This window comes from Streptococcus sanguinis, assembly GCA_013378335.1.
Classification (GTDB): domain Bacteria; phylum Bacillota; class Bacilli; order Lactobacillales; family Streptococcaceae; genus Streptococcus; species Streptococcus sanguinis_I.
In genome coordinates this window covers 1,909,855-1,928,950 of the sequence record CP040556.1, presented here as the reverse complement: position 1 = coordinate 1,928,950, position 19,096 = coordinate 1,909,855, and the positions used below count along the sequence as shown (strand labels likewise).

Genomic DNA, 19,096 nt, shown 5'->3' with positions numbered 1-19,096 from the left:
AGCATAAAATAATGAAAGAGGTTTTGAAAACATCTGAATAAAATGAAAGTTTTGAGTTGGGTAGCGACCTTCATGTCTGTTATGGTGTATGTGTCTTACTTCCCACAAATTATGAGCAATCTGGCTGGTCAAAAAGAACCCTTGGTCGCAACCATCAACTGTAGTCTATGGGGTTACTACGGTCTTTTCAAAAAAAGAAAGAGATATTTCCAATGAATGCACCTGGGATTGTTTTTGACCTAGTAAAGGCTATCACAGCTTTGACTTAACATAGATTAAAGAGGAAGGGAATTAGTCATTCCTATTAATACTAGAGTCAACTTTATCTCGTATAATACACCAGAGATAAAGTGAGGTTAGATATTCGTAAAAGTCGTTCTAATAAAATGTGTCCAAAATATTGACAGAATTCCATTGACCTGCTTTGATGTGCCTCCACATGAGCTGAAGAGTATCGGGAACGCCGAACCTCACAGACACCTTAGAGATTGGAATAGTACCAGTTTTCCGTAGGATGCTAGAAGTTTATTTGCTGATTGTTTATTATAATATAAGAAAACACTTGATTTACAAGGAGGCAAAAAGATGACTGAGAAACTAACTTTTCCTGATGGTTTCTTGTGGGGCGGAGCGACAGCTGCCAACCAGTGTGAGGGAGCTTATGATGCAGATGGCCGTGGGTTGGCTAATGTAGATTTGGTGCCGATTGGTGAGGATCGTCTGGCCATCATCACGGGTAAGAAAAAGATGTTTGACTTTGAGGAAGGCTATTTCTACCCAGCCAAGGAAGCTATTGATATGTACCATCGCTTCAAGGAGGACATTGCCCTCTTTGGTGAGATGGGTTTTAAGACCTATCGTCTGTCCATTGCTTGGAGCAGGATTTTTCCTAAGGGGGATGAGCTGGAGCCCAATGAAGCTGGCTTGAAATTTTACGAAGACCTCTTTAAGGAATGCCACAAGTACGGCATCGAGCCCTTGGTGACCATTACTCACTTTGACTGTCCCATGCACTTGATTGAGCAATATGGTGGTTGGCGAAATCGTCTCATGCTGGAATTTTACGAGCGTCTCTGCCGCACTCTCTTTACCCGCTACAAGGGCTTGGTCAGGTACTGGCTGACCTTTAATGAGATTAACATGATTCTCCATGCACCATTTATGGGGGCGGGGCTCTGCTTTGAAGAAGGTGAAAATGAAGAGCAGGTCAAATACCAAGCGGCTCATCATGAGCTGGTCGCGTCAGCCATTGCTACTAAGCTGGCTCATGAGATTGACCCGGAAAATAAGGTTGGCTGTATGCTGGCAGCGGGCCAAAATTATCCTAACACCTGTCATCCACGCGATGTATGGGCTGGTATGGAGGAAGATAGGAAAAACTATTTCTTCATCGACGTGCAGGCGCGTGGCGAATATCCCAACTATGCCAAGAAAGCTTGGGAGCGTGAGGGCATCACTGTTGAAATGACAGAAGAAGACCTGCGGCTTCTCAAGGAGCATACGGTGGACTTCATTTCCTTCTCATACTACTCTAGCCGGGTGGCTTCGGGCGACCCTAAGGTCAACGAGCTGACTGAAGGCAATATCTTTGCTTCTCTCAAGAACCCTTATTTGGAAGCTTCTGAGTGGGGCTGGCAGATTGATCCTCTGGGCCTGCGCATTACGCTTAATACCATCTGGGATCGCTATCAAAAGCCCATGTTTATCGTGGAGAATGGTCTGGGTGCAGTGGATAGTCCGGATGAAAATGGCTATGTGGCTGATGATTACCGGATTGACTACCTGGCAGCCCATGTCAAGGATATGCGGGAAGCCATCAATGAAGACGGCGTAGTTCTGTGGGGCTACACGACCTGGGGCTGTATCGACCTGGTATCAGCCGGTACTGGCGAGATGAAGAAGCGCTACGGCTTTATCTATGTGGATCGGGACAATGAAGGTAAGGGAACACTCAAGCGCTCCAAGAAGAAATCCTTTGACTGGTACAAGGAAGTCATCGCGACTAACGGAGCATCTGTGAAATAGGAAAAAGGCTGAGATATGAATGTCTCAGCCTTTTTCCTTAGCCCTCAAGTGCGAAAGTAATACTTTTAAAAACGATTTTGCAAAAAATTTTAAACATATTGAGCCTCCTTTTTATTGCACATACATTTCTTATTTCTTTCTATTTTAAAGTCCGATTCTCAAATATCCTTCAAGTAATTCTAAAATATTTCTAAAGTTTTTCGAATGGTCCATCTTTTATTGACTTAGCCTCTTATCCTTGCTACACTAGTTTTATCAAGCTATTGGAGAATGATGATGGCCAATCTTTTACTAATTGAAGACAACAATGATATACATGAAATTTTAAAAAATCTCTTTACGAAAGAGCATGTCGTGTTTTCAGCTTATTCTGGGACCGAGGGACTGCGGATTTTTGCGGAAGAAGAGATTCATCTAGTCCTGCTGGATATTATGATGCCGGGCAAAAATGGCGACGAGGTGCTGAGGGAAATTCGCAAGACCAGTCAGGTGCCGGTAGTCATGCTGACAGCTCTGAGCGAAAAGAGTCTCGTGAGCCAGTATCTGCTGGACGGTGCGAATGATTACATTGTCAAGCCTTTTAATCTAGACGAAGTGGTGGCGCGTGTCACTGTCCAACTGCGAGGCAGTCAGCAGTCCCAGTCTAAGCCTGCTGGGGAGACATTGATCAAAAACATTCGCCTTCTGCCAGACACCTTTGAAATTGCTTCTGGGGATCAGTCCATGCGGCTGGGGAAAAAGGAATTTCAGATCTTCCAGGTCTTGCTGGCTCATCCTAAAAAGATTTTTACCAAGGAGGAGCTGTATGATTTGGTCTGGGAGGAGACCTATCTGCCAGGCGATAATACGCTCAATGCCCATCTCAGCAATCTTCGTAAGAAATTAGCCCAGCTGGATAGTTCGACAGACTATATCGAGACCATTTGGGGTCTGGGCGTTCGTCTCAAGGAGGATTAGCTATGTGGTTGATTATAGCCTTCGTGCTCATACTCTTCTTGTCAATCATGCTGGTTCGCTATCATCTGACGATTCGTAGTCTGACCAGCCAGATCCGTGACAAACGTCGTACAGGAAGTCAGGTTCGCTTAACCTTGAGAGATCAATCTCCGAGTCTGATGGCTCTGACTGACGAGGTGGAGCAGCTTTTTCAGGAAATTGATAAGATGTCCTTTGTGACCCAGCAGGAAAAGAAAACCTTGGACATGGCCATCAGCAATATTGCCCATGATATCCGAACGCCACTGACCATTGCTAGTGGCTATACCCAACAGCTACTCAAAGACGCTGATAAGGAGCAAATGGATCAACAGCTGCAAAAGATTGCAGATAATCTAAGTATAGTATCCAGACGCTTGGAGGCTCTGATGGAATACCGTCGCTTGATGGAAGGAGCGATTCGACCGAAGTTGCAACGAGTAGATCTATCCCAGCTGGTCACCCAGCAACTCTTTGCCTACTATGATGCCTTTCAACGCGTAGGGATTGATTTAGATGTGGATTTGTCTGAAAATCTGCTTCTGGAAACGGACAGTGATATCTTTGATCGAATCGTCCAGAACATGCTCAGCAATGTCCTCAAACATGGCCGAGAAACAGCCAGCATCAGTCTGAAAAATGAAGGGCAAAAGGTTATTTTTCAGGTCAAAAATAAGCTTCAGAAGCCTATTTTACATCTGGATAAACTAACCAATCGTTTTTATTCTGAAAACCTCTCCAGCAGTGAGGAATCGTCTGGACTGGGCCTTTATATCACCCAGCAGCTGGTCGAAATCTTAGGTGGTGATTTGACCATTCAAGCAGAGGACGATTGGTTTGAATTGATTGTGGCTTTATAAAAAAGAATCAGCTAGTCAGAAGATTAGCTGATTGTTTGGTTTTAGAGATCTTTTTTCTTGAAAATGAGGAGGCTGTTGCCTAGGAAGAAGACTGCTATGCCAATCGCGACTAAACTAGCTTGCAAAACAACGGCAGGATCCGCAGCCATCTCTATTCCAAATCGTAAGGTTAAATAGCGGAACAATTCTATATGAGGATAGAGCAAGACTGGAAAGGCGAGCAGGGCGCTTCCGACAAAATAGGTAATAAAGACCGCAGCAATAGAATGGCTGATATAAAGGACGAAGGACACGATACCAATCCAAGCGATGGTCACAATGAGCTGGACGAGAATGGTTAGTAAAAATTGGCCAAAGAAACCTGCCGGAGCTGTTCCAATTCCGTTGATAGCGCTAGCGATGATGAAGGATAGCCCTAGCAAGAGGATGAATTGGAAGATGGCGACAACAAAGGAGACCAAAGTTTTAGATAAGAAGAACTCTGTCCGTGAAATACCATGAGCGAGGCTGTTTTTATAAAGCTTACGGGACAAGTCCACACCTAATAAGAGGCAGACGACAATGAGAGTGAAAAATATAACACTGTCAGAATTTCCAGAGAAATGGGCAAGAGCATTGATACCCGTCATTTTTTCTGGTACTTGCTGAGCGACGTTTTGTCCATCTATCTCAATGGATGTTCCAAATCTGCTGGTAACCTTATAGAGGACGCCAATCAGGATATTGGCTAGTAAAACGAACTCGGTAATCCAAAAGCCCTTGGAGTGGAAGAGGCGGTAAAAGTCAGCGCGAATGGTTTGAATCATGATAGACCTCCCTGGTTTTGATCAAGTAAATCTGTAAAGAAATTTTCGAGATTTTGCCGTGCATAGTAGATTTCTTGAATGACTAAGTCAGCTGTGGCTAACTCTTTTACGATATGGTTGATATTGTGTGAGTGGGTAAAGACATGGATTTCATTTTGTGCATTAACCACCTTGATGCGGTAGCCTAATTGGTCTTGGAGCAGCTGGCTGGCTTCCTCCAAATGATCCGTTTTCAAGACGATATAATCTTCGCTTTGCTCTTCAAATTCAGCCTTGGAGATTTCCTTGATCATATGACCTTGGTCAATGATACCAAAGCGCGTAGCGACTAGATAGAGCTCGGATAGGATATGACTAGAAATAACAAAGGTCATGCCCAGCTCTTCATTGAGCTTTTGGACAAGCTGGCGAAATTCCTTGATGCCGACAGGATCTAGTCCGTTGATAGGCTCATCCAGTATCATCAGGTCAGGTCTGGTAAGAAGCGCGATAGCCAGACCCAGCCGTTGTTTCATCCCGAGGGAGAAGTCGCGGAATTTCTTCTTGCCCGTATCTGTCAAGTCCACGTATTCCAAGGTTTCACGGATGACCTTGTCCGCATGGGGAATATGGCGGAGCTTGCAGTAGTAGCTGAGATTTTCATAGGCTGTCAGGTGGTTGTGAGCGACCGGTGTTTCGATGACCGAACCGACCCGTTTGAGGCTCTGCGTCCATTCTTGATAGGTCTGAGAGCCAAAGAGGGAGACATTGCCACTGCTTGCTTCCAAGAGCTGGGTGATGACCTTGATCAGAGTGGTCTTTCCGGCCCCGTTCTTGCCAATCAAACCGTAAATATCTCCTTTTTTTATCGTCAGACTCACATCGGTCAGAGCGTACTGCCGGCCAAATTTCTTGCTGACTTGCTGTAAAACCAAAACATTTTCCATGATCAATTCTCCTTTTCATGATGTTAGGAGAGAAAACTCCTCTTCTTATTAATTAGTATAGCGCCAAACTTTCAAATATTTCTAAAGAATTTCTCAAATATTTCTAAAGTTTTTGATTGATCATTATAAAAGAGTCAGAATTCATGTAGGAGTTTCTCAATTATTTGAGCAAATGTTTCTGGCTCTTGGCTATTCAGAGTATGGCCGCCCTTTTCTATGATGTGAAGCTGAGAACCTTTCAGCAGCTTGTTAAGCTCATAGGCAGCTTTTAGATTGGGCTTGTCTTTGCTACCGCAAACAAGCAGGCTGGGAAGCTTGATTGTTTTAATTTTATCAGTGAGATTTACCTTACGTAGCTCGGTCAAAATCCGCAGCATCTGTTCCTTATCGGCTCCTTGCTTGGAGAAGACGCTTTTGGGAATCAGTTTAAAGACGAGAATCTGCAGTCTGTAGAGAAAATTATCTGCTAAATTGTATTGAGTTCCGGATAAAATCAAGCCCTTTAGATGAGGAAGAGTCTGGTCAGCTAGGTCCAGTGCCAGCAAGCCACCGAGTGACAAACCGACTAAGATGAAAGGCTGTTTTTGGGCCTGAAGGTGCTGGAGGGTTGCTTGTCGAATTTCTTGGTAGCTTTCATTTCCCCTTGGAAAAAGAGCCAGCGACTCCGTTGGGACATCTGTTAGAGCTTCTTGAACTTTCTTCCAAGAACGCTCATCTTGCCCTAGTCCGTGCAGAAAGATAACTTTCATATCAGAGTTCTCCTTTATCAATCTCTAGCTCGTATACCCCCCTGACTGCATTGCAGGCATAGATTTTCTCCGCTTGAGCCAGATCAGCCAGCGTTAAAACTTTTTCAGTAGCTTGCCCCTTATCCAGTAGCTGCTGGCGATAGGTGCCCTTGAGCAGGCCTAGTTCAGCTGGAGGCGTGTAGAGCTTGCCGTCTAGCTCCAGCAGTAGATTTCCGATAGAGGTTTCCAGCAGTTGGCCTTGAGTATTGTAGTAAATCTGTTCTTGCTGCTCCAAGGTCAGATGAGGCCGATGGCTGGTCTTGAAATAGGTAAAAGGCTGGGCTAGATTGGCTGTTTGCTCAACCAGTTTTGCCTTTCTGAAAGTCTCCGTCAGTGGCAGTAGAGGAGCAGTTTCTAGCTCAATACTGCCGTCTTTTTTAAGAGCTATACGCAGCCTGTAATCCTGCCCTTTATCCAGCTGAGCGCAGGTTTCTTCTAGCTCTTGCTTCAGTTTGTCTTGCTCAAAAGGATAGGCGAAGTAGCTAGCTGCTTCTGTCAGTCTTTGCAGGTGTTGGTCTTGCAAGGTCAGCTTCCCATCCGTCATTTTTCCAGTGGAAATCAGGTCAAATCGCGGATTTTTCCGATAGAGGACGGCTGATTTTTGCTGGGTTTCGATGTATTCGGATTTCCACGTGCTGTCCCAAGTGATTCCCCCGCCAACACCATAGACGGCCTTGCCAGCCTGTAGCTGGATGGTGCGGATGGCCACGTTGAAAATCCGTCTCTGGTCTGGCAGGCAAATGCCGACTGTACCGCAGTAGACACCGCGGGCAGCTTTTTCTGTCGCCTTGATGATAGCCATGGTCGAGATTTTAGGCGCACCTGTGATAGATCCGCAAGGAAAGAGTGCCTTGAAAAGTTCTGCTAGTCCGATTCCCTCATGCAGCTGGCTTTTGATGGTAGAGGTCATCTGCCAGACTGTAGAGTATTGTTCGACGCTGCAGAGCCGCTCAATGTGCTCGCTGCCCGTCTGAGAAATACGGTTCATGTCATTGCGCAGCAAATCGACAATCATCATATTTTCTGCTCGGTTTTTGGCATCCTGGGCCAACCATGCAGCCTGCTCTCTATCCTGCTCTAAGGTCAGTCCCCGATTGGTGGTTCCTTTCATAGGACGAGTGGTCAGTTGACCTCGCTGCTCCTCGAAAAAGAGTTCAGGACTGATGGACAAGATGGCAGTCTCGTCATGCTCTACATAGGCATTGTAGGCCGCATTTTGCTCGACAACCAGCCTGTTGTAAATAGCCAAGCTATCCTCAGGATTGAGCTCCGCGCACAGCTGTACCGTGTAGTTGACCTGATAAGTATCGCCTTGGCGGATATGATGGTGAATAGTTTCGATGGCCTTTTCATACTCTTGCTCAGAAGTCAGCCCTCGCCAAGCCGCTGGCATTTCCACTTCCTCATAGGTCAAGGGAATGGCAGCCTGCTCGGCCGTATCGTGGATAGTAAAGTAGAGGAGGTATTCTTTCTGGAGCGGATCCTGATGAACCTGAAACTTTTCCTCAAAGGCTGGAGCTGCTTCATAGCTGACATAACCGACAGCATAGTATCCTTTCTCCTGCCAGCTCTCAATCTCTGTCAAAAGTTCCTTTACTTGGTCAAGACGACGAGTCTTTAGCTCCTTGATGGGATTCGTAAAAATCAGGCGTTGGCCCAACTGCTTAAAATCAATAATCGTTTTCTTGTGCATAAAGCTATTTTATCATAAGATAATTCGAATGAAAACGGATTTATCGGATGAGACAGCCATTCTTTGATAATGGTTGACAGATTAGAAAGTGGCTAGGTATACTATTTGTAAAAAAGAAAGAATGAGATTTATATGAAGTCGAATAAATTGTTATTGGTAAATGGGATTGCGAGTATTATAGCGGGAATTCTGATCATTTATTTGTCTTTACAAAGATCAAGTTTTGAGTTTGTTGATTTGATTCTCAGCTTCATTGAAAATTACATCTGGGGAGTTCTGATTGTGCTAATTAATCTTTTCTTGTTGATGCTTTCCTTAGCTGGTATGTCTCATTATGCTGGGGACTCAAGGGTCAATAAGATGAATCATCAGATGCTGCTTTTTGCATCCATCATGGGATTTATTCCTTTTCTAGCTATCTTTGCAGGCCTTCTATCCATAGGAGCTGGGGTTCTCTATCTTCAAGATTTGCAAAATTTTTAAGATCAATGAAAAAGCTGACTGACCCTTGCTTTCTCCTGCTCGAAAGTCCTCGAAAATTATGATAAAATAAGGAAATGACAAAACCTTAAAAGGAAGCCTTATGAAAAAAATAAATGAATCCTATAAACTCATCGTCTTTGCGGCGCTCGCTATGGCTCTGGTTCTCTATATCGGGAATATCTGGTCTGGCCTGCAGAGTCTGACTTCGGTTTTTTCGCCTATTATACTGGGTGGAGTCCTAGCCTTTATCTTTAATGTCCCGATGAAAAAGCTGGAAGACCTTCTAGAAAAATGCCGAGTCCCTCAGAAGTTGCAGCGCGGTTTGGCCTTGGTTTTAGAGGTGCTGATTTTAGCTCTCATTATGACGGGGATTGTTTCCATCGTCGTACCGACCCTGACCACAGCGGTCAATCAGCTGAGCGCAACAATCGGCAAGGTAGCGCCTCAGGTAGCCAAGTGGCTGCAGCAGTCTGGCTTGCTTTCCTCTAGTCAGTTGCAAGATTTAACCAAGCAACTGCAAAACAGTGACATTGTCAACCGAGCCATCTCTCTTCTGGGCAGTCTGACGGGCAATATCTCTGCTATTTTTGGCAATTTCTTTTCTATCATCATGTCTATTTTTCTCATGTTTGCTTTTTTGAGCAGCAAAGAGCATTTGCAGACAATCACTAGCCGTCTCCTGCAGGTACTGCTTCCTGAGAAGGCTGTGAAACGCCTATCCTATGTCGGTTCTGTCATTGTTGAGACCTATGATAAGTTTCTGATGGGGCAGATGATCGAGGCCGTCATTGTCGGTGTTTTGGTCTTTGTCGCCTACTCTCTGACAGGCCTGCCTTATGCAGCCCTAACAGGGGTTTTGGCCGGAGTGCTCTCTTTTATTCCCTACATTGGTCCCTTCTCAGCTTGTGCTCTGGGAGCTATCTTTATCTTCACTGACAGCCCTTGGAAAGCTCTTCTTTCAATCGCAGTATTTCAGGGAGTGCAGCTGATTGAGGGCAATGTTATCTATCCGCGCGTGGTAGGCCAGTCAGTCGGTCTCCCAACACTCTTTACCCTAGCCGCAGCCTTGATCGGAGGTAATCTCTTCGGTTTGGTCGGTATGATCTTCTTTATTCCGATATTCGCAGTTATCTACCGCTTGGTTAGAGAGTTTGTTGTGGAGAAGGAGGAGAAAAAAGCACTAGTAAAAGAATGAAAAGAAGAGGCTGGGACAAAAGTCCAACCTCAAATATAAAAAGCGAACAAAACTAGTTTTCTGGTAATCAGAATTCTGCTTTGTTCGCTTTTCTCATTTAATTATAGATTTGAAGGGCTTAATAATTAAGATTTTTAAAAATTGAAATCTTTTTGTCCCAAACTCTTTTCTTTTTCCAAGGTCATAACTTCTACCTATAGCAAACAATAATTACAGTCAATGGTGCTTCTAAAATGGGGATTTTGGACTGGTTGACGAGAGGGGTTATAGTTTTAGACTATATCAAACTCTGAAAAATTCCAATTATACAGAGGGGGGATTTTCTGATAAGATAAAATCAAGAAAAATTTTGGAGGACGTTTATGTCAACGACTATCATTGGTTTCCCACGTTTGGGCGAATTCCGCGAATTGAAATTTACAACTGAAAAATACTTTAGACATGAAATCTCAGCAGAAGAGCTTCTGGCTGCGGCCAAAGAGCTGCGCGCTAAGCACTGGAATATTGTTAAGGAAAAGGAGATTTCAGAGATTCCGTCCAATGACTTTTCTCATTATGACAATGTGCTGGATGCGGCTTTTCTCTTTAATGTGGTGCCATCATCTGTGCAAGGCTTGGAGTTGACTGACTTGGAGCGGTATTTTGCCTTGGCTCGTGGCTATCAGGGCGAAAAAGGGGATGTCCGTGCCCTTCCGATGAAGAAATGGTTCAACACAAACTACCACTATATCGTTCCTAAATTTGAAAAAGAAACCCAAGTCAAGCTGGCTGGGCATAAGATTTTTGATGAATTTGCAGAAGCGAAAGAGTTGGGCTTGGTAACCCGTCCAGTTGTGGTTGGTCCATTCACTCTCCTGCAAGTATCTGATTTTGAAGATGGTGTGGCGGCAGCGGACTTTGTAGATGCCCTGGCTGCAGCTTATCAAGAAGTTTTTGCCAAATTAGCAGCACTGGGCGCAGAGCGTATCCAGCTGGATGAACCAAGTCTGGTCAAAGACCTATCAGCAGAAGAAAAAGCTCTCTTCTTGGATCTTTATAAGAAGCTTTTGGCAGACAAGAAAGGCTTGGAAGTCTTGGTTCAAACCTATTTTGGTGACGTTCGTGACATCTATGCAGACCTTGTAGAGTTACCAGTAGATGCGATTGGTCTGGACTTTGTAGAAGGTAAGAAAACTCTTGACCTTGTCAAAGGTGGTTTCCCAGCTGATAAGACACTTTATGCGGGGATTGTCAATGGTAAAAATATCTGGCGCAACAACTATGAAAAGAGCTTGGCAGTGCTTGAGCAAATCCCAGCTGAAAATCTTGTTTTGACAAGCTCATGCTCACTTCTCCATGTGCCATTTACGACTGCTAACGAAGAATTTGAACCAGCAATCTTGAACCACTTTGCCTTTGCGGTGGAAAAATTGGATGAAATCCGTGACTTAGATGCTATCCGAAATGGCGGTGGTGCAGAAGCACTTGCTGCTAACAAAGCTCTCTTTGCAGCAGAGCGTGTTGGGCAAAATGCAGAGCTGGCTGCTCGGATCGCTGGCTTGACGGATGCGGACTATACTCGCCTGCCGGTCTTTGCAGAGCGTGAGGAAATTCAGCACAAGGCGCTCAATCTACCACCATTGCCAACTACGACAATTGGTTCCTTCCCTCAAACTAAGGAAGTTCGTGCCAAACGCTTGGCTTTCCGCAAGGGCGAGCTGTCAGCAGAAGACTATGATAAGTTCTTGGCTGAGCAGATTGATGAATGGATCAAATGGCAAGAAGAAGTTGGCTTTGACGTGCTGGTGCATGGTGAGTTCGAGCGTAATGACATGGTTGAGTACTTCGGTCAAAACCTGTCAGGTTACCTCTTCTCTAAGAATGGTTGGGTACAATCATACGGTATGCGTGGGGTGAAACCACCAATCATCTGGGGGGATGTGACTCGCCTTAACCCAATCACTGTTAAATGGTCTAGCTATGCTCAAAGCCGTACAGACAAACCTGTTAAGGGCATGCTGACTGGACCTGTAACAATCCTTAACTGGTCCTTCCCACGTGAAGACATCTCTATCAAGGATTCTACCCTTCAAATCGCCTTGGCAATCAAGGACGAAGTGCTTGACCTTGAAGCTGCAGGCGTTAAGATTATCCAAATCGACGAGGCTGCTCTTCGTGAGAAATTGCCACTCCGTCGCAGCGACTGGTATGAAGACTACCTTGACTGGGCAATTCCAGCCTTCCGCTTGGTACACTCAACAGTAGCGCCAGATACACAAATCCACACTCACATGTGTTACTCAGAATTTACAGACATCATCCCTGCTATCGACAACATGGATGCGGACGTGATTTCCTTTGAAGCTAGCCGCTCTAACTTGGAAATCCTGGACGAGCTCAAGGCTAAGAACTTCCAGACAGAAGTGGGGCCTGGAGTTTACGATATCCACTCACCGCGCGTGCCAAATGAAGGGGAAATTGACCATACGATCGAAGCTATCTTGGCTAAGGTGCCAAGCAGCAAGGTCTGGATCAACCCTGACTGTGGTCTTAAAACTCGTGGTATCCCAGAAACCAAGGCTAGCTTGGTGCGCTTAGTAGAAGCAGCCAAAGCAGCTAGACAACATTTGCAATAATCCTCCTGGAACTTCAAAAGTTGATCTTGATGGAGGATACCCCAAAAATTGAAGCAGAGCTGACAATCCTGCAGAAGCTGTTCTTCTAGGATTGTCCTCGGCTATCGCTACCATCATTGAAAGGAACTTTTTGTTATATGGTTCGTCGTCACACACCTAGTCTCTCATTTGAAGTATTTCCTCCCAATCCGGCAGTAGGCAATGATAAGATTTTTCAGGCATTGAGAGAGATGCAAGATCTGGCTCCTCACTTTATTAGTGTGACAGCCAGCAATAATAAGTTTGATATTGAGGAGACGACGGTTCGTTTGACGGAGTTCATCGCCAATGATCTCAAGATTCCGACGATTGCTCACCTGCCTGCGGTCTATCTGACCAAGGAAATGGTGTCCAATATCTTGCAGTCTTTGGATCGGGTTGGTGTCCATCAGATTCTGGCTTTGCGAGGGGATATTTTTCCAGATGTAGCGCCTAAGGATGATTTTACCTATGCGACTGACTTGATCGAGTACATCAAGACAGAAGCGCCGCACTTTAACATCATCGGAGCCTGCTATCCAGAGGGCCATCCAGATTCGCCAAATCAGATTTCGGATATTCAAAATCTCAAGAAAAAGGTGGATGCTGGCTGTTCTAGTCTGGTGACCCAGCTTTTCTTTGACAATGAGCGCTTTTATGATTTTCAGGACAAGTGTATTTTAGCGGGTGTTGAAGTGCCCATCCATGCTGGGATTATGCCGATTCTCAATCGCAATCAGGCTCTGCGCTTGCTCAAGACATGTGAGAATATTAAGCTGCCGAGAAAATTCCGGGCTATTCTGGATAAGTACGAACATGACCCAGAGTCTCTGAGAGCAGCTGGTCTGGCTTATGCTGTGGATCAGATTGTTGACTTGGTGACCCAGGACGTGGCGGGCATACACCTTTACACTATGAATAACGCTGCAACAGCCTACCATATCTATAAGGCTACCCATGCTCTCTTTAATCATCACCCATCGGTCCAATCTTTTTAAGATGAATGAAGAAACCACTAATCAGATTCAGTTGCTGTTTAGTGGTTTTTGTTTTATAATAAGGATAAAAGTTTTATCCAAATCTAAGGAGGAGCTGATGGAACATTCGCTGACCTTGGTTAAGTCTATGCAGTTTGGCCAAGAAGATTGTTTTTTTGCCTTCTGTGGTTATTCAAAAACGGAAGCCCATCATAGCTTTGGGCCGGCTGTTCGGGATGTTTATGTCATTCATATCGTATTGGCGGGACAAGGGACTTACTCCGTTGGTAATCAACGCTATGATTTACAGGAAGGGCAGGGCTTTGTGGTGCCACCGGGTCAGTCGGTCTTTTATCAGGCTGATGGAGAAGAGCCATGGTCTTATGTCTGGATGGGACTGGGTGGGCACCTCTTGACTCGTTATCTGCAGGATCTGGGCTTACAGTCAGGCCAATTGTCTTTTGAGCTGACTTCTTTGCAGGAATTTAAGGCCTTGGTTTTTGAAAGTCTGGCCTATGAGGGCAGCGGAATAACAGCTGAACTAGCTTTGCAAAGGCAAGTTTATCGCTTTCTAGAGCTCTTGTCCCAACGTCTTAAGCAGACATCTTTAATTACGGAAAGCCGTCGGGTCAATCCTTATGTCCAGCAGGTCTTGGAACTGCTGAGCAGCCATCTGCCAGAAAGTTTATCTGTACAGGACTTGGCGCAGAAATTGGCGCTGCATCCTTCCTACCTATCTCGGCTTTTCAAGGATGAAGTAGGCAAGGGCATCAAGGAGTACAGTAATGATTTGCGGCTCAATATGGCAGCTGATTTGCTGACGAGCAGCCAGCTTTCGGTGGAAGAGATTGCCAGTAAGACAGGCTTTGCCGGAACACAGAGCTTTTCAAAAGCCTTCAAGAAGGCGCGTGGTCAGTCGCCCTTGAATTTTCGCAAGGCTAGCTCTCATCTGGGACAGGAGTTGTAAAAAGTCACATTTGGATAAATAATACTAGAAAGAAAGGCTTACCAAAAGGGGGAGCCTTTTTTATAATGAAAGGAGAAGCATGATTGCGGACTGCGAAAGGAGAAGGTCATGAATAAGGCGAGTATTTTGTTTAAGGAAGAGTGCAGGCAATTTCATCTGACTAATGGTGAGATTTCTTATATCTTTCGGGTTTCTGAGGATGGTAAACTCTTGCAGCTATACTACGGCGCGGCGGTACCGGAGCGGGATTATTCTTATCTGGTGGAGCTGCAGCATCGGCCCATGACGACCTATCGGAAAGAAGGGGATTTACGCTATTCTTTGGAGCATGTGCGGCAGGAATTTCCAGAATACGGCACGACAGACTTTCGCCATCCCGCTATCTGTCTGCGACAGGGAAATGGCTCGCGCATTACTGACTTTGTCTATGTCAGTCATCAGATGGTAGATGGTAAGCCAGCTTTAGAGGGGCTGCCAGCTACCTATACTGAGACTCAAACGGAGGCGAAGACTCTTATTCTAACCCTGCGAGATGAGTTGACAGAAGTGGAAGTTCAGCTGTTTTATACGATTTTTGCGGATTGGCCGGTTATCGCTCGTTCCAGCAAAGTGATTAATCAAGGCAGGGAAACTTGCTACTTGGAATCCCTAGCTAGTCTGTCGCTGGATCTGCCAGATGCTGACTATGACTGGCTGCAGCTATCAGGAGCATGGGCCCGGGAACGCCATATTAAGGAGCGACCGCTTCAGCAGGGAATTCAGTCCATTGAGTCAACCCGCGGCATTTCCAGTCCCCACCACAATCCCTTTGTAGCTCTTAAACGCTCGGAAACGACTGAGTTTTCAGGTCCAGTGTTAGGAGCGGCCTTGGTGTATTCAGGTAATTTTCTCATTCAGGCTGAGGTGGACACCTATGATGTGACACGACTGCAGCTAGGCATCAATCCTTTCGGTTTTGAGTGGAAGCTGGCTGCGGGCAAGTCCTTTACCAGTCCAGAAGCTCTGCTGGTTTACTCTGAGCAGGGCATCAACGGCATGAGTCAAGTCTTTCATCAGCTCTTTCGTCAGCGTCTAGCCAGAGGCTATTGGCGCGAGCGAGCTCGTCCTATTCTCATCAATAACTGGGAAGCTACCTATTTTGACTTTAGTGAGAATCAGCTGCTGGAACTTGCTGAAAAGGCTCAGGAAGTAGGGGTGGAGCTCTTTGTGCTAGATGACGGCTGGTTTGGTCAGCGGACTAACGATCACGCTGGGCTGGGTGATTGGTTTGTCAATCCAGAAAGGTTGCCGCAGGGGCTAGGCTCTTTAGCAGAGCGAATTCACGGTTTGGGCATGAAGTTTGGCCTTTGGTTTGAGCCGGAAATGGTCAATAAGGACAGCCAACTCTACCGAACTCATCCTGACTGGCTGCTTGCAGTGCCAGATAGACAGCCCCACCATGGTCGGAACCAGTTCGTTTTGGACTATTCTCGGCCGGAAGTAGTGGATGAGATTTTTGAACGTCTGTCGGCGGTTATCGAGGAAGTGCAGCTGGATTATATCAAATGGGATATGAATCGCCCTCTGACAGATGTCTTTTCGGCTGCCTGGCCAGCCGATCAACAAGGAGAGATTTTTCACCGCTATGTCTTGGGTGTTTATGATTTATATGAGCGTTTAATCAGTTGGTATCCAAGCTTGTTATTTGAGGCCTGCTCTTCAGGTGGAGGCCGCTTTGATCCAGGTATGCTCTACTATGCTCCTCAAGCTTGGACCAGCGATGACTCGGATGCCATCGAGCGTTTGAAAATCCAGTATGGAACCAGTCTTCTCTACCCTCTTTCGTCCATGGGAGCCCATGTCTCCATCGTGCCCAATCACCAGACCAATCGTCTGACTCCGTTGAAGACGCGGGGCAATGTAGCCTTTTTCGGTTCCTTTGGCTATGAGCTGGATCTTAATCAGCTAAGCCCAGAAGAATTGGCTGAAGTCAGGGAACAGATAGCTTTTTACAAGCGCCATCGAGAGCTGATTCATAATGGAACTTTTTATCGACTTCAGTCGCCGTTTAAGGGAGATGGGCAGACAGCTTGGATGGTTGTCAGTCAGGATCAGAACATGGCACTTTTAGGCACTTTCAAGGTCCTCAATCAAGTCAATCGCTCTCATCAGCGCTTGCAACTGAAAGGACTGGCTTTGGATAAGGTCTATCGGCTAGAGGGGCGTGCCTATACTGGGGCTGAGCTTATGCGAGTTGGGCTGGTGACCACGGACGCTTCCAGCGGTCAGCTTTTAAAGGATTCTGAGCAAAAGCCGAGCTATGACTTTGATTCCAAACTCTGGCTATTTGAAGCAGAAGATGAGTAGATAAGATGGGAAATAAAAAGATCAGAAGGAACAAGCTGATTAAAAGCTGTCCTTCTTCTTTTTTTCTCTGAGAAAAAAGGATAGTACCATTATCTCTGATAATTCTATAGGAAAAGGCTTTCAAAAAGGTATATAATAGGATAGAGAGTTCGTAAAATAATATTGGCCAAAAGTGAGAGAATTTGTAAAAATGAAGAAAGCATTTGACAGATTGGATTATTAGTAGAAAGCATTCGGCAAATGCGAGGAAGAACATGAGGAAGAGGAAGTTTTATGACGAGAAAAATCATCTTTCTGGATGTGGATGGTACCATCATCGACTATGATAATCATATACCGGAGTCTGCTGTGGTTGCCATTCGCAAGGCACGGGAAAAGGGCCATTTGGTTTATGTCTGCACAGGTCGCAGCAAGGCTGAGATGCCGTCGGAAATTTGGGATATTGGCTTTGATGGTATGATTGGTGGCAACGGCTCCTATGTGGAGCATGAAGGGGAGGTTGTTCTGCACCAGCTGATTCCGCGAGAAATCGCGAAAAGGCTAGTCGACTGGCTTCAAGAGCGGGGGCTAGAGTTTTACCTAGAGAGTAATAACGGTCTCTTTGCAAGCAAAGGCTTCCGCGAAGCAGCGCGACCAGTGCTTCGGACCTACGTCCTTGGAAAAGGTGCTAAACCTGAAGAAGTCGTAAATATGGAGGCAGAGGAAGCTCTTCACGGCCTAGTTTATGGTGGGGAGCTCTATCGGGACGACCTGAACAAAGTCAGCTTTATCCTCAAGAGTTACCAAGACCATCTGGATTCTAAGGCAGCTTTTCCTGAACTCAAGGCAGGTACTTGGGGAGGCAAGGGCGAGCATGCTCTCTTTGGTGACTTGGGCGTCAAAGACATTACCAAGGCGCATGCCATTGAGGTTCTTCTGAAGCATCTTCATGCTGACAGGGCAGATACTCTGGCTTTCGGTGATGCCAAGGTTGATATTCCTATGCTGGACTATTGTCAGGTCGGAGTTGCTATGGGAAATGGCGGAGCGGAAATCAAGGCTATGGCCGATCTGGTGACAGACTCGGTCAGCCAAGACGGTCTCTACAAGGCCTTTGAAAAGTTAGAACTCATCTAAAGGAGATGTGAATGATGGCAAAAACTCTTTATCTGATGCGGCATGGCCAGACGCTTTTCAACCTACGCCACAAGGTACAAGGCTGGTGTGATGCTCCTCTGACCGATTTTGGCATCTATCAGGCCAAGGTGGCAGGGAAATATTTTAAGGATGCCGGAATTACTTTTGACGATGCTTATAGCTCAACTCAAGAGCGGGCTTGTGATACCTTGGAATTGGTAACAGACGGTAAGATTCCTTATAAGCGTGTCAAGGGGCTCAAGGAGTGGAACTTTGGCACCTTTGAAGGGGAAAGCGAAGACCTCAATCCACCCCTGCCTTATAAAGATTTCTTTGTGACCTATGGCGGTGAATCACAGGATCAGGTGCAGGAGCGTATGGCGTCGACCATTCTCCAGCTCATGCAAGAGACGGATGGTCAGTCCGTGCTCATGGTCTCCCATGGCGGAGCTATGGCCAATTTTGCCAGAGCTTGGCAGAAAAACTGGCGTCTGGATGATTTGGGCCACATGACCAACTGCGGGATTTTGAAGTTTACTTTTGAACAGGACCAATTTTACCTAGAAGAAGTGATTGGTCACGATTTTAGTAGCTGGGAGGAGGCATAAATGAAAGATTTATACTTGATGCGGCATGGCCAGACTTTTTTCAACCAAGAAGGTTTGGTGCAGGGAGCTTGTGACTCCCCTCTGACTGAACTGGGGCAGGAACAGGCCCGGCAGGCAGGAGCTTATTTGCAAGAGCGGGGCATTCGTTTTGGCCAGCTCTACTCGTCCACCCAGGAGCGGGCTTCTGATACTCTGGAACTTATTTCTGGCCGGACCGACTATACCCGTCTAAAAGGCATTAAAGAATGGAATTTTGGTCTTTTTGAGGCTCAGCCTGAACGCCTGCAGCCGAAATTTCGACCAGGAGCCACCTCTTTTGAGGACCTCTTCGTCCCTTATGGCGGAGAAGGCGTGGACCAAGTCGGTGAGCGCATGCTGGTCACTCTGACTGAGGTCATGGAGCAGGCAGGAGCAGAGCCGATCTTGGCTGTTAGCCACGGAGGTGCCATGTGGGCCTTCTATCTCAAGATTGCAGCCCAAGCTCTGGATCCCAAGGTGCGCTTTGGTAATTGTGCCATCTGTCATTACAATTATGAGCAGGGACACTTTAAGCTGGTAGAAGTCATTGACCCGCTGACAGGTGATGTGTATGGGTGTGAATGAAAAAGACTGGGACAAAAGTCCAACATCAAATATAAAAAGCAAACAAAACTAGTTTTCTGGTAATCAGAATTCTGCTTTGTTCGCTTTTCGCATTT

The 19,096-nt window shown here is 45.9% G+C and carries 16 protein-coding genes and 1 pseudogene; 13 read left to right on the top strand and 4 right to left on the bottom strand.

The window, feature by feature from the left end; genetic code table 11:
* The first annotated feature begins 42 nt into the window (after positions 1-42).
* From FFV08_09865 to FFV08_09850, 4 genes and pseudogenes are all read left to right on the top strand, one after another.
* Positions 43-269 (top strand): annotated as a pseudogene (locus tag FFV08_09865) (hypothetical protein).
* 316 nt (positions 270-585) lie between these two features.
* Positions 586-2,025: a 6-phospho-beta-glucosidase gene (gene ascB, locus FFV08_09860; protein ID QLB52872.1), complete on the top strand. Its 1,440-nt coding sequence runs from the start codon at positions 586-588 to the stop codon at positions 2,023-2,025.
* Between the two features lie 276 nt (positions 2,026-2,301).
* Positions 2,302-2,982, top strand: a complete 681-nt coding sequence (locus FFV08_09855; GenBank protein QLB53297.1) for a response regulator transcription factor — start codon at positions 2,302-2,304, stop codon at positions 2,980-2,982.
* A gap of 2 nt (positions 2,983-2,984) precedes the next feature.
* Positions 2,985-3,860 (top strand): HAMP domain-containing histidine kinase, encoded by an 876-nt coding sequence (locus FFV08_09850; GenBank protein QLB52871.1) that lies wholly within the window; start codon positions 2,985-2,987, stop codon positions 3,858-3,860.
* Positions 3,861-3,901: 41 nt separating this feature from the next.
* Here FFV08_09850 and FFV08_09845 read toward each other — a convergent pair whose 3' ends face one another.
* From FFV08_09845 to pabB, 4 genes are all read right to left on the bottom strand, one after another.
* A complete protein-coding gene (locus tag FFV08_09845; GenBank protein ID QLB52870.1) occupies positions 3,902-4,666 on the bottom strand; it encodes a lantibiotic ABC transporter permease in 765 nt (254 codons plus the stop codon).
* Positions 4,663-5,592, bottom strand: coding sequence for an ATP-binding cassette domain-containing protein (locus FFV08_09840; protein QLB52869.1), 930 nt, complete (start codon positions 5,590-5,592; stop codon positions 4,663-4,665). The genes FFV08_09845 and FFV08_09840 overlap by 4 nt, the downstream gene beginning before the upstream one ends.
* A 134-nt stretch (positions 5,593-5,726) precedes the next feature.
* Entirely contained in the window at positions 5,727-6,341 is a 615-nt protein-coding gene (locus tag FFV08_09835; protein ID QLB52868.1) for an alpha/beta fold hydrolase, read from the bottom strand.
* Between the two features lies 1 nt (position 6,342).
* Positions 6,343-8,073, bottom strand: a complete 1,731-nt coding sequence (gene pabB, locus FFV08_09830) for an aminodeoxychorismate synthase component I (protein QLB52867.1) — start codon at positions 8,071-8,073, stop codon at positions 6,343-6,345.
* 132 nt (positions 8,074-8,205) lie between these two features.
* Between pabB and FFV08_09825 the strand changes: the two genes are divergently transcribed.
* From FFV08_09825 to FFV08_09785, 9 genes are all read left to right on the top strand, one after another.
* Positions 8,206-8,556: an insulin activator factor gene (locus FFV08_09825; GenBank protein ID QLB52866.1), complete on the top strand. Its 351-nt coding sequence runs from the start codon at positions 8,206-8,208 to the stop codon at positions 8,554-8,556.
* A 100-nt stretch (positions 8,557-8,656) separates the two neighbouring features.
* Positions 8,657-9,751, top strand: a complete 1,095-nt coding sequence (locus tag FFV08_09820) for an AI-2E family transporter (protein ID QLB52865.1) — start codon at positions 8,657-8,659, stop codon at positions 9,749-9,751.
* 362 nt (positions 9,752-10,113) lie between these two features.
* Entirely contained in the window at positions 10,114-12,366 is a 2,253-nt protein-coding gene (metE, locus tag FFV08_09815; protein ID QLB52864.1) for a 5-methyltetrahydropteroyltriglutamate--homocysteine S-methyltransferase, read from the top strand.
* 137 nt (positions 12,367-12,503) lie between these two features.
* Positions 12,504-13,382, top strand: a complete 879-nt coding sequence (metF, locus tag FFV08_09810; GenBank protein ID QLB52863.1) for a methylenetetrahydrofolate reductase [NAD(P)H] — start codon at positions 12,504-12,506, stop codon at positions 13,380-13,382.
* Between the two features lie 97 nt (positions 13,383-13,479).
* A complete protein-coding gene (locus tag FFV08_09805) occupies positions 13,480-14,328 on the top strand; it encodes an AraC family transcriptional regulator (GenBank protein QLB52862.1) in 849 nt (282 codons plus the stop codon).
* Positions 14,329-14,436: 108 nt separating this feature from the next.
* Positions 14,437-16,674: an alpha-galactosidase gene (locus FFV08_09800; GenBank protein ID QLB52861.1), complete on the top strand. Its 2,238-nt coding sequence runs from the start codon at positions 14,437-14,439 to the stop codon at positions 16,672-16,674.
* Positions 16,675-16,947: 273 nt separating this feature from the next.
* Entirely contained in the window at positions 16,948-17,790 is an 843-nt protein-coding gene (locus tag FFV08_09795; protein ID QLB52860.1) for a Cof-type HAD-IIB family hydrolase, read from the top strand.
* A gap of 11 nt (positions 17,791-17,801) precedes the next feature.
* Positions 17,802-18,398: a histidine phosphatase family protein gene (locus FFV08_09790; protein QLB52859.1), complete on the top strand. Its 597-nt coding sequence runs from the start codon at positions 17,802-17,804 to the stop codon at positions 18,396-18,398.
* Positions 18,399-19,001, top strand: coding sequence for a histidine phosphatase family protein (locus tag FFV08_09785; GenBank protein ID QLB52858.1), 603 nt, complete (start codon positions 18,399-18,401; stop codon positions 18,999-19,001).
* Positions 19,002-19,096: the final 95 nt, after the last annotated feature.

What these genes read in the sequence shown, in the direction of transcription:
- ascB (QLB52872.1), top strand. Translation starts at nt 586, where the DNA reads ATGACTGAGAAACTAACTTTTCCTGATGGTTTCTTGTGGGGCGGAGCG.
- FFV08_09820 (QLB52865.1), top strand. Translation starts at nt 8,657, where the DNA reads ATGAAAAAAATAAATGAATCCTATAAACTCATCGTCTTTGCGGCGCTC.
- FFV08_09825 (QLB52866.1), top strand. Translation starts at nt 8,206, where the DNA reads ATGAAGTCGAATAAATTGTTATTGGTAAATGGGATTGCGAGTATTATA.
- FFV08_09855 (QLB53297.1), top strand. Translation starts at nt 2,302, where the DNA reads ATGGCCAATCTTTTACTAATTGAAGACAACAATGATATACATGAAATT.
- FFV08_09850 (QLB52871.1), top strand. Translation starts at nt 2,985, where the DNA reads ATGTGGTTGATTATAGCCTTCGTGCTCATACTCTTCTTGTCAATCATG.
- FFV08_09845 (QLB52870.1), bottom strand. Translation starts at nt 4,666, where the DNA reads ATGATTCAAACCATTCGCGCTGACTTTTACCGCCTCTTCCACTCCAAG.
- metF (QLB52863.1), top strand. Translation starts at nt 12,504, where the DNA reads ATGGTTCGTCGTCACACACCTAGTCTCTCATTTGAAGTATTTCCTCCC.
- FFV08_09795 (QLB52860.1), top strand. Translation starts at nt 16,948, where the DNA reads ATGACGAGAAAAATCATCTTTCTGGATGTGGATGGTACCATCATCGAC.
- FFV08_09800 (QLB52861.1), top strand. Translation starts at nt 14,437, where the DNA reads ATGAATAAGGCGAGTATTTTGTTTAAGGAAGAGTGCAGGCAATTTCAT.
- FFV08_09835 (QLB52868.1), bottom strand. Translation starts at nt 6,341, where the DNA reads ATGAAAGTTATCTTTCTGCACGGACTAGGGCAAGATGAGCGTTCTTGG.
- pabB (QLB52867.1), bottom strand. Translation starts at nt 8,073, where the DNA reads ATGCACAAGAAAACGATTATTGATTTTAAGCAGTTGGGCCAACGCCTG.
- FFV08_09785 (QLB52858.1), top strand. Translation starts at nt 18,399, where the DNA reads ATGAAAGATTTATACTTGATGCGGCATGGCCAGACTTTTTTCAACCAA.
- FFV08_09790 (QLB52859.1), top strand. Translation starts at nt 17,802, where the DNA reads ATGATGGCAAAAACTCTTTATCTGATGCGGCATGGCCAGACGCTTTTC.
- FFV08_09805 (QLB52862.1), top strand. Translation starts at nt 13,480, where the DNA reads ATGGAACATTCGCTGACCTTGGTTAAGTCTATGCAGTTTGGCCAAGAA.
- metE (QLB52864.1), top strand. Translation starts at nt 10,114, where the DNA reads ATGTCAACGACTATCATTGGTTTCCCACGTTTGGGCGAATTCCGCGAA.
- FFV08_09840 (QLB52869.1), bottom strand. Translation starts at nt 5,592, where the DNA reads ATGGAAAATGTTTTGGTTTTACAGCAAGTCAGCAAGAAATTTGGCCGG.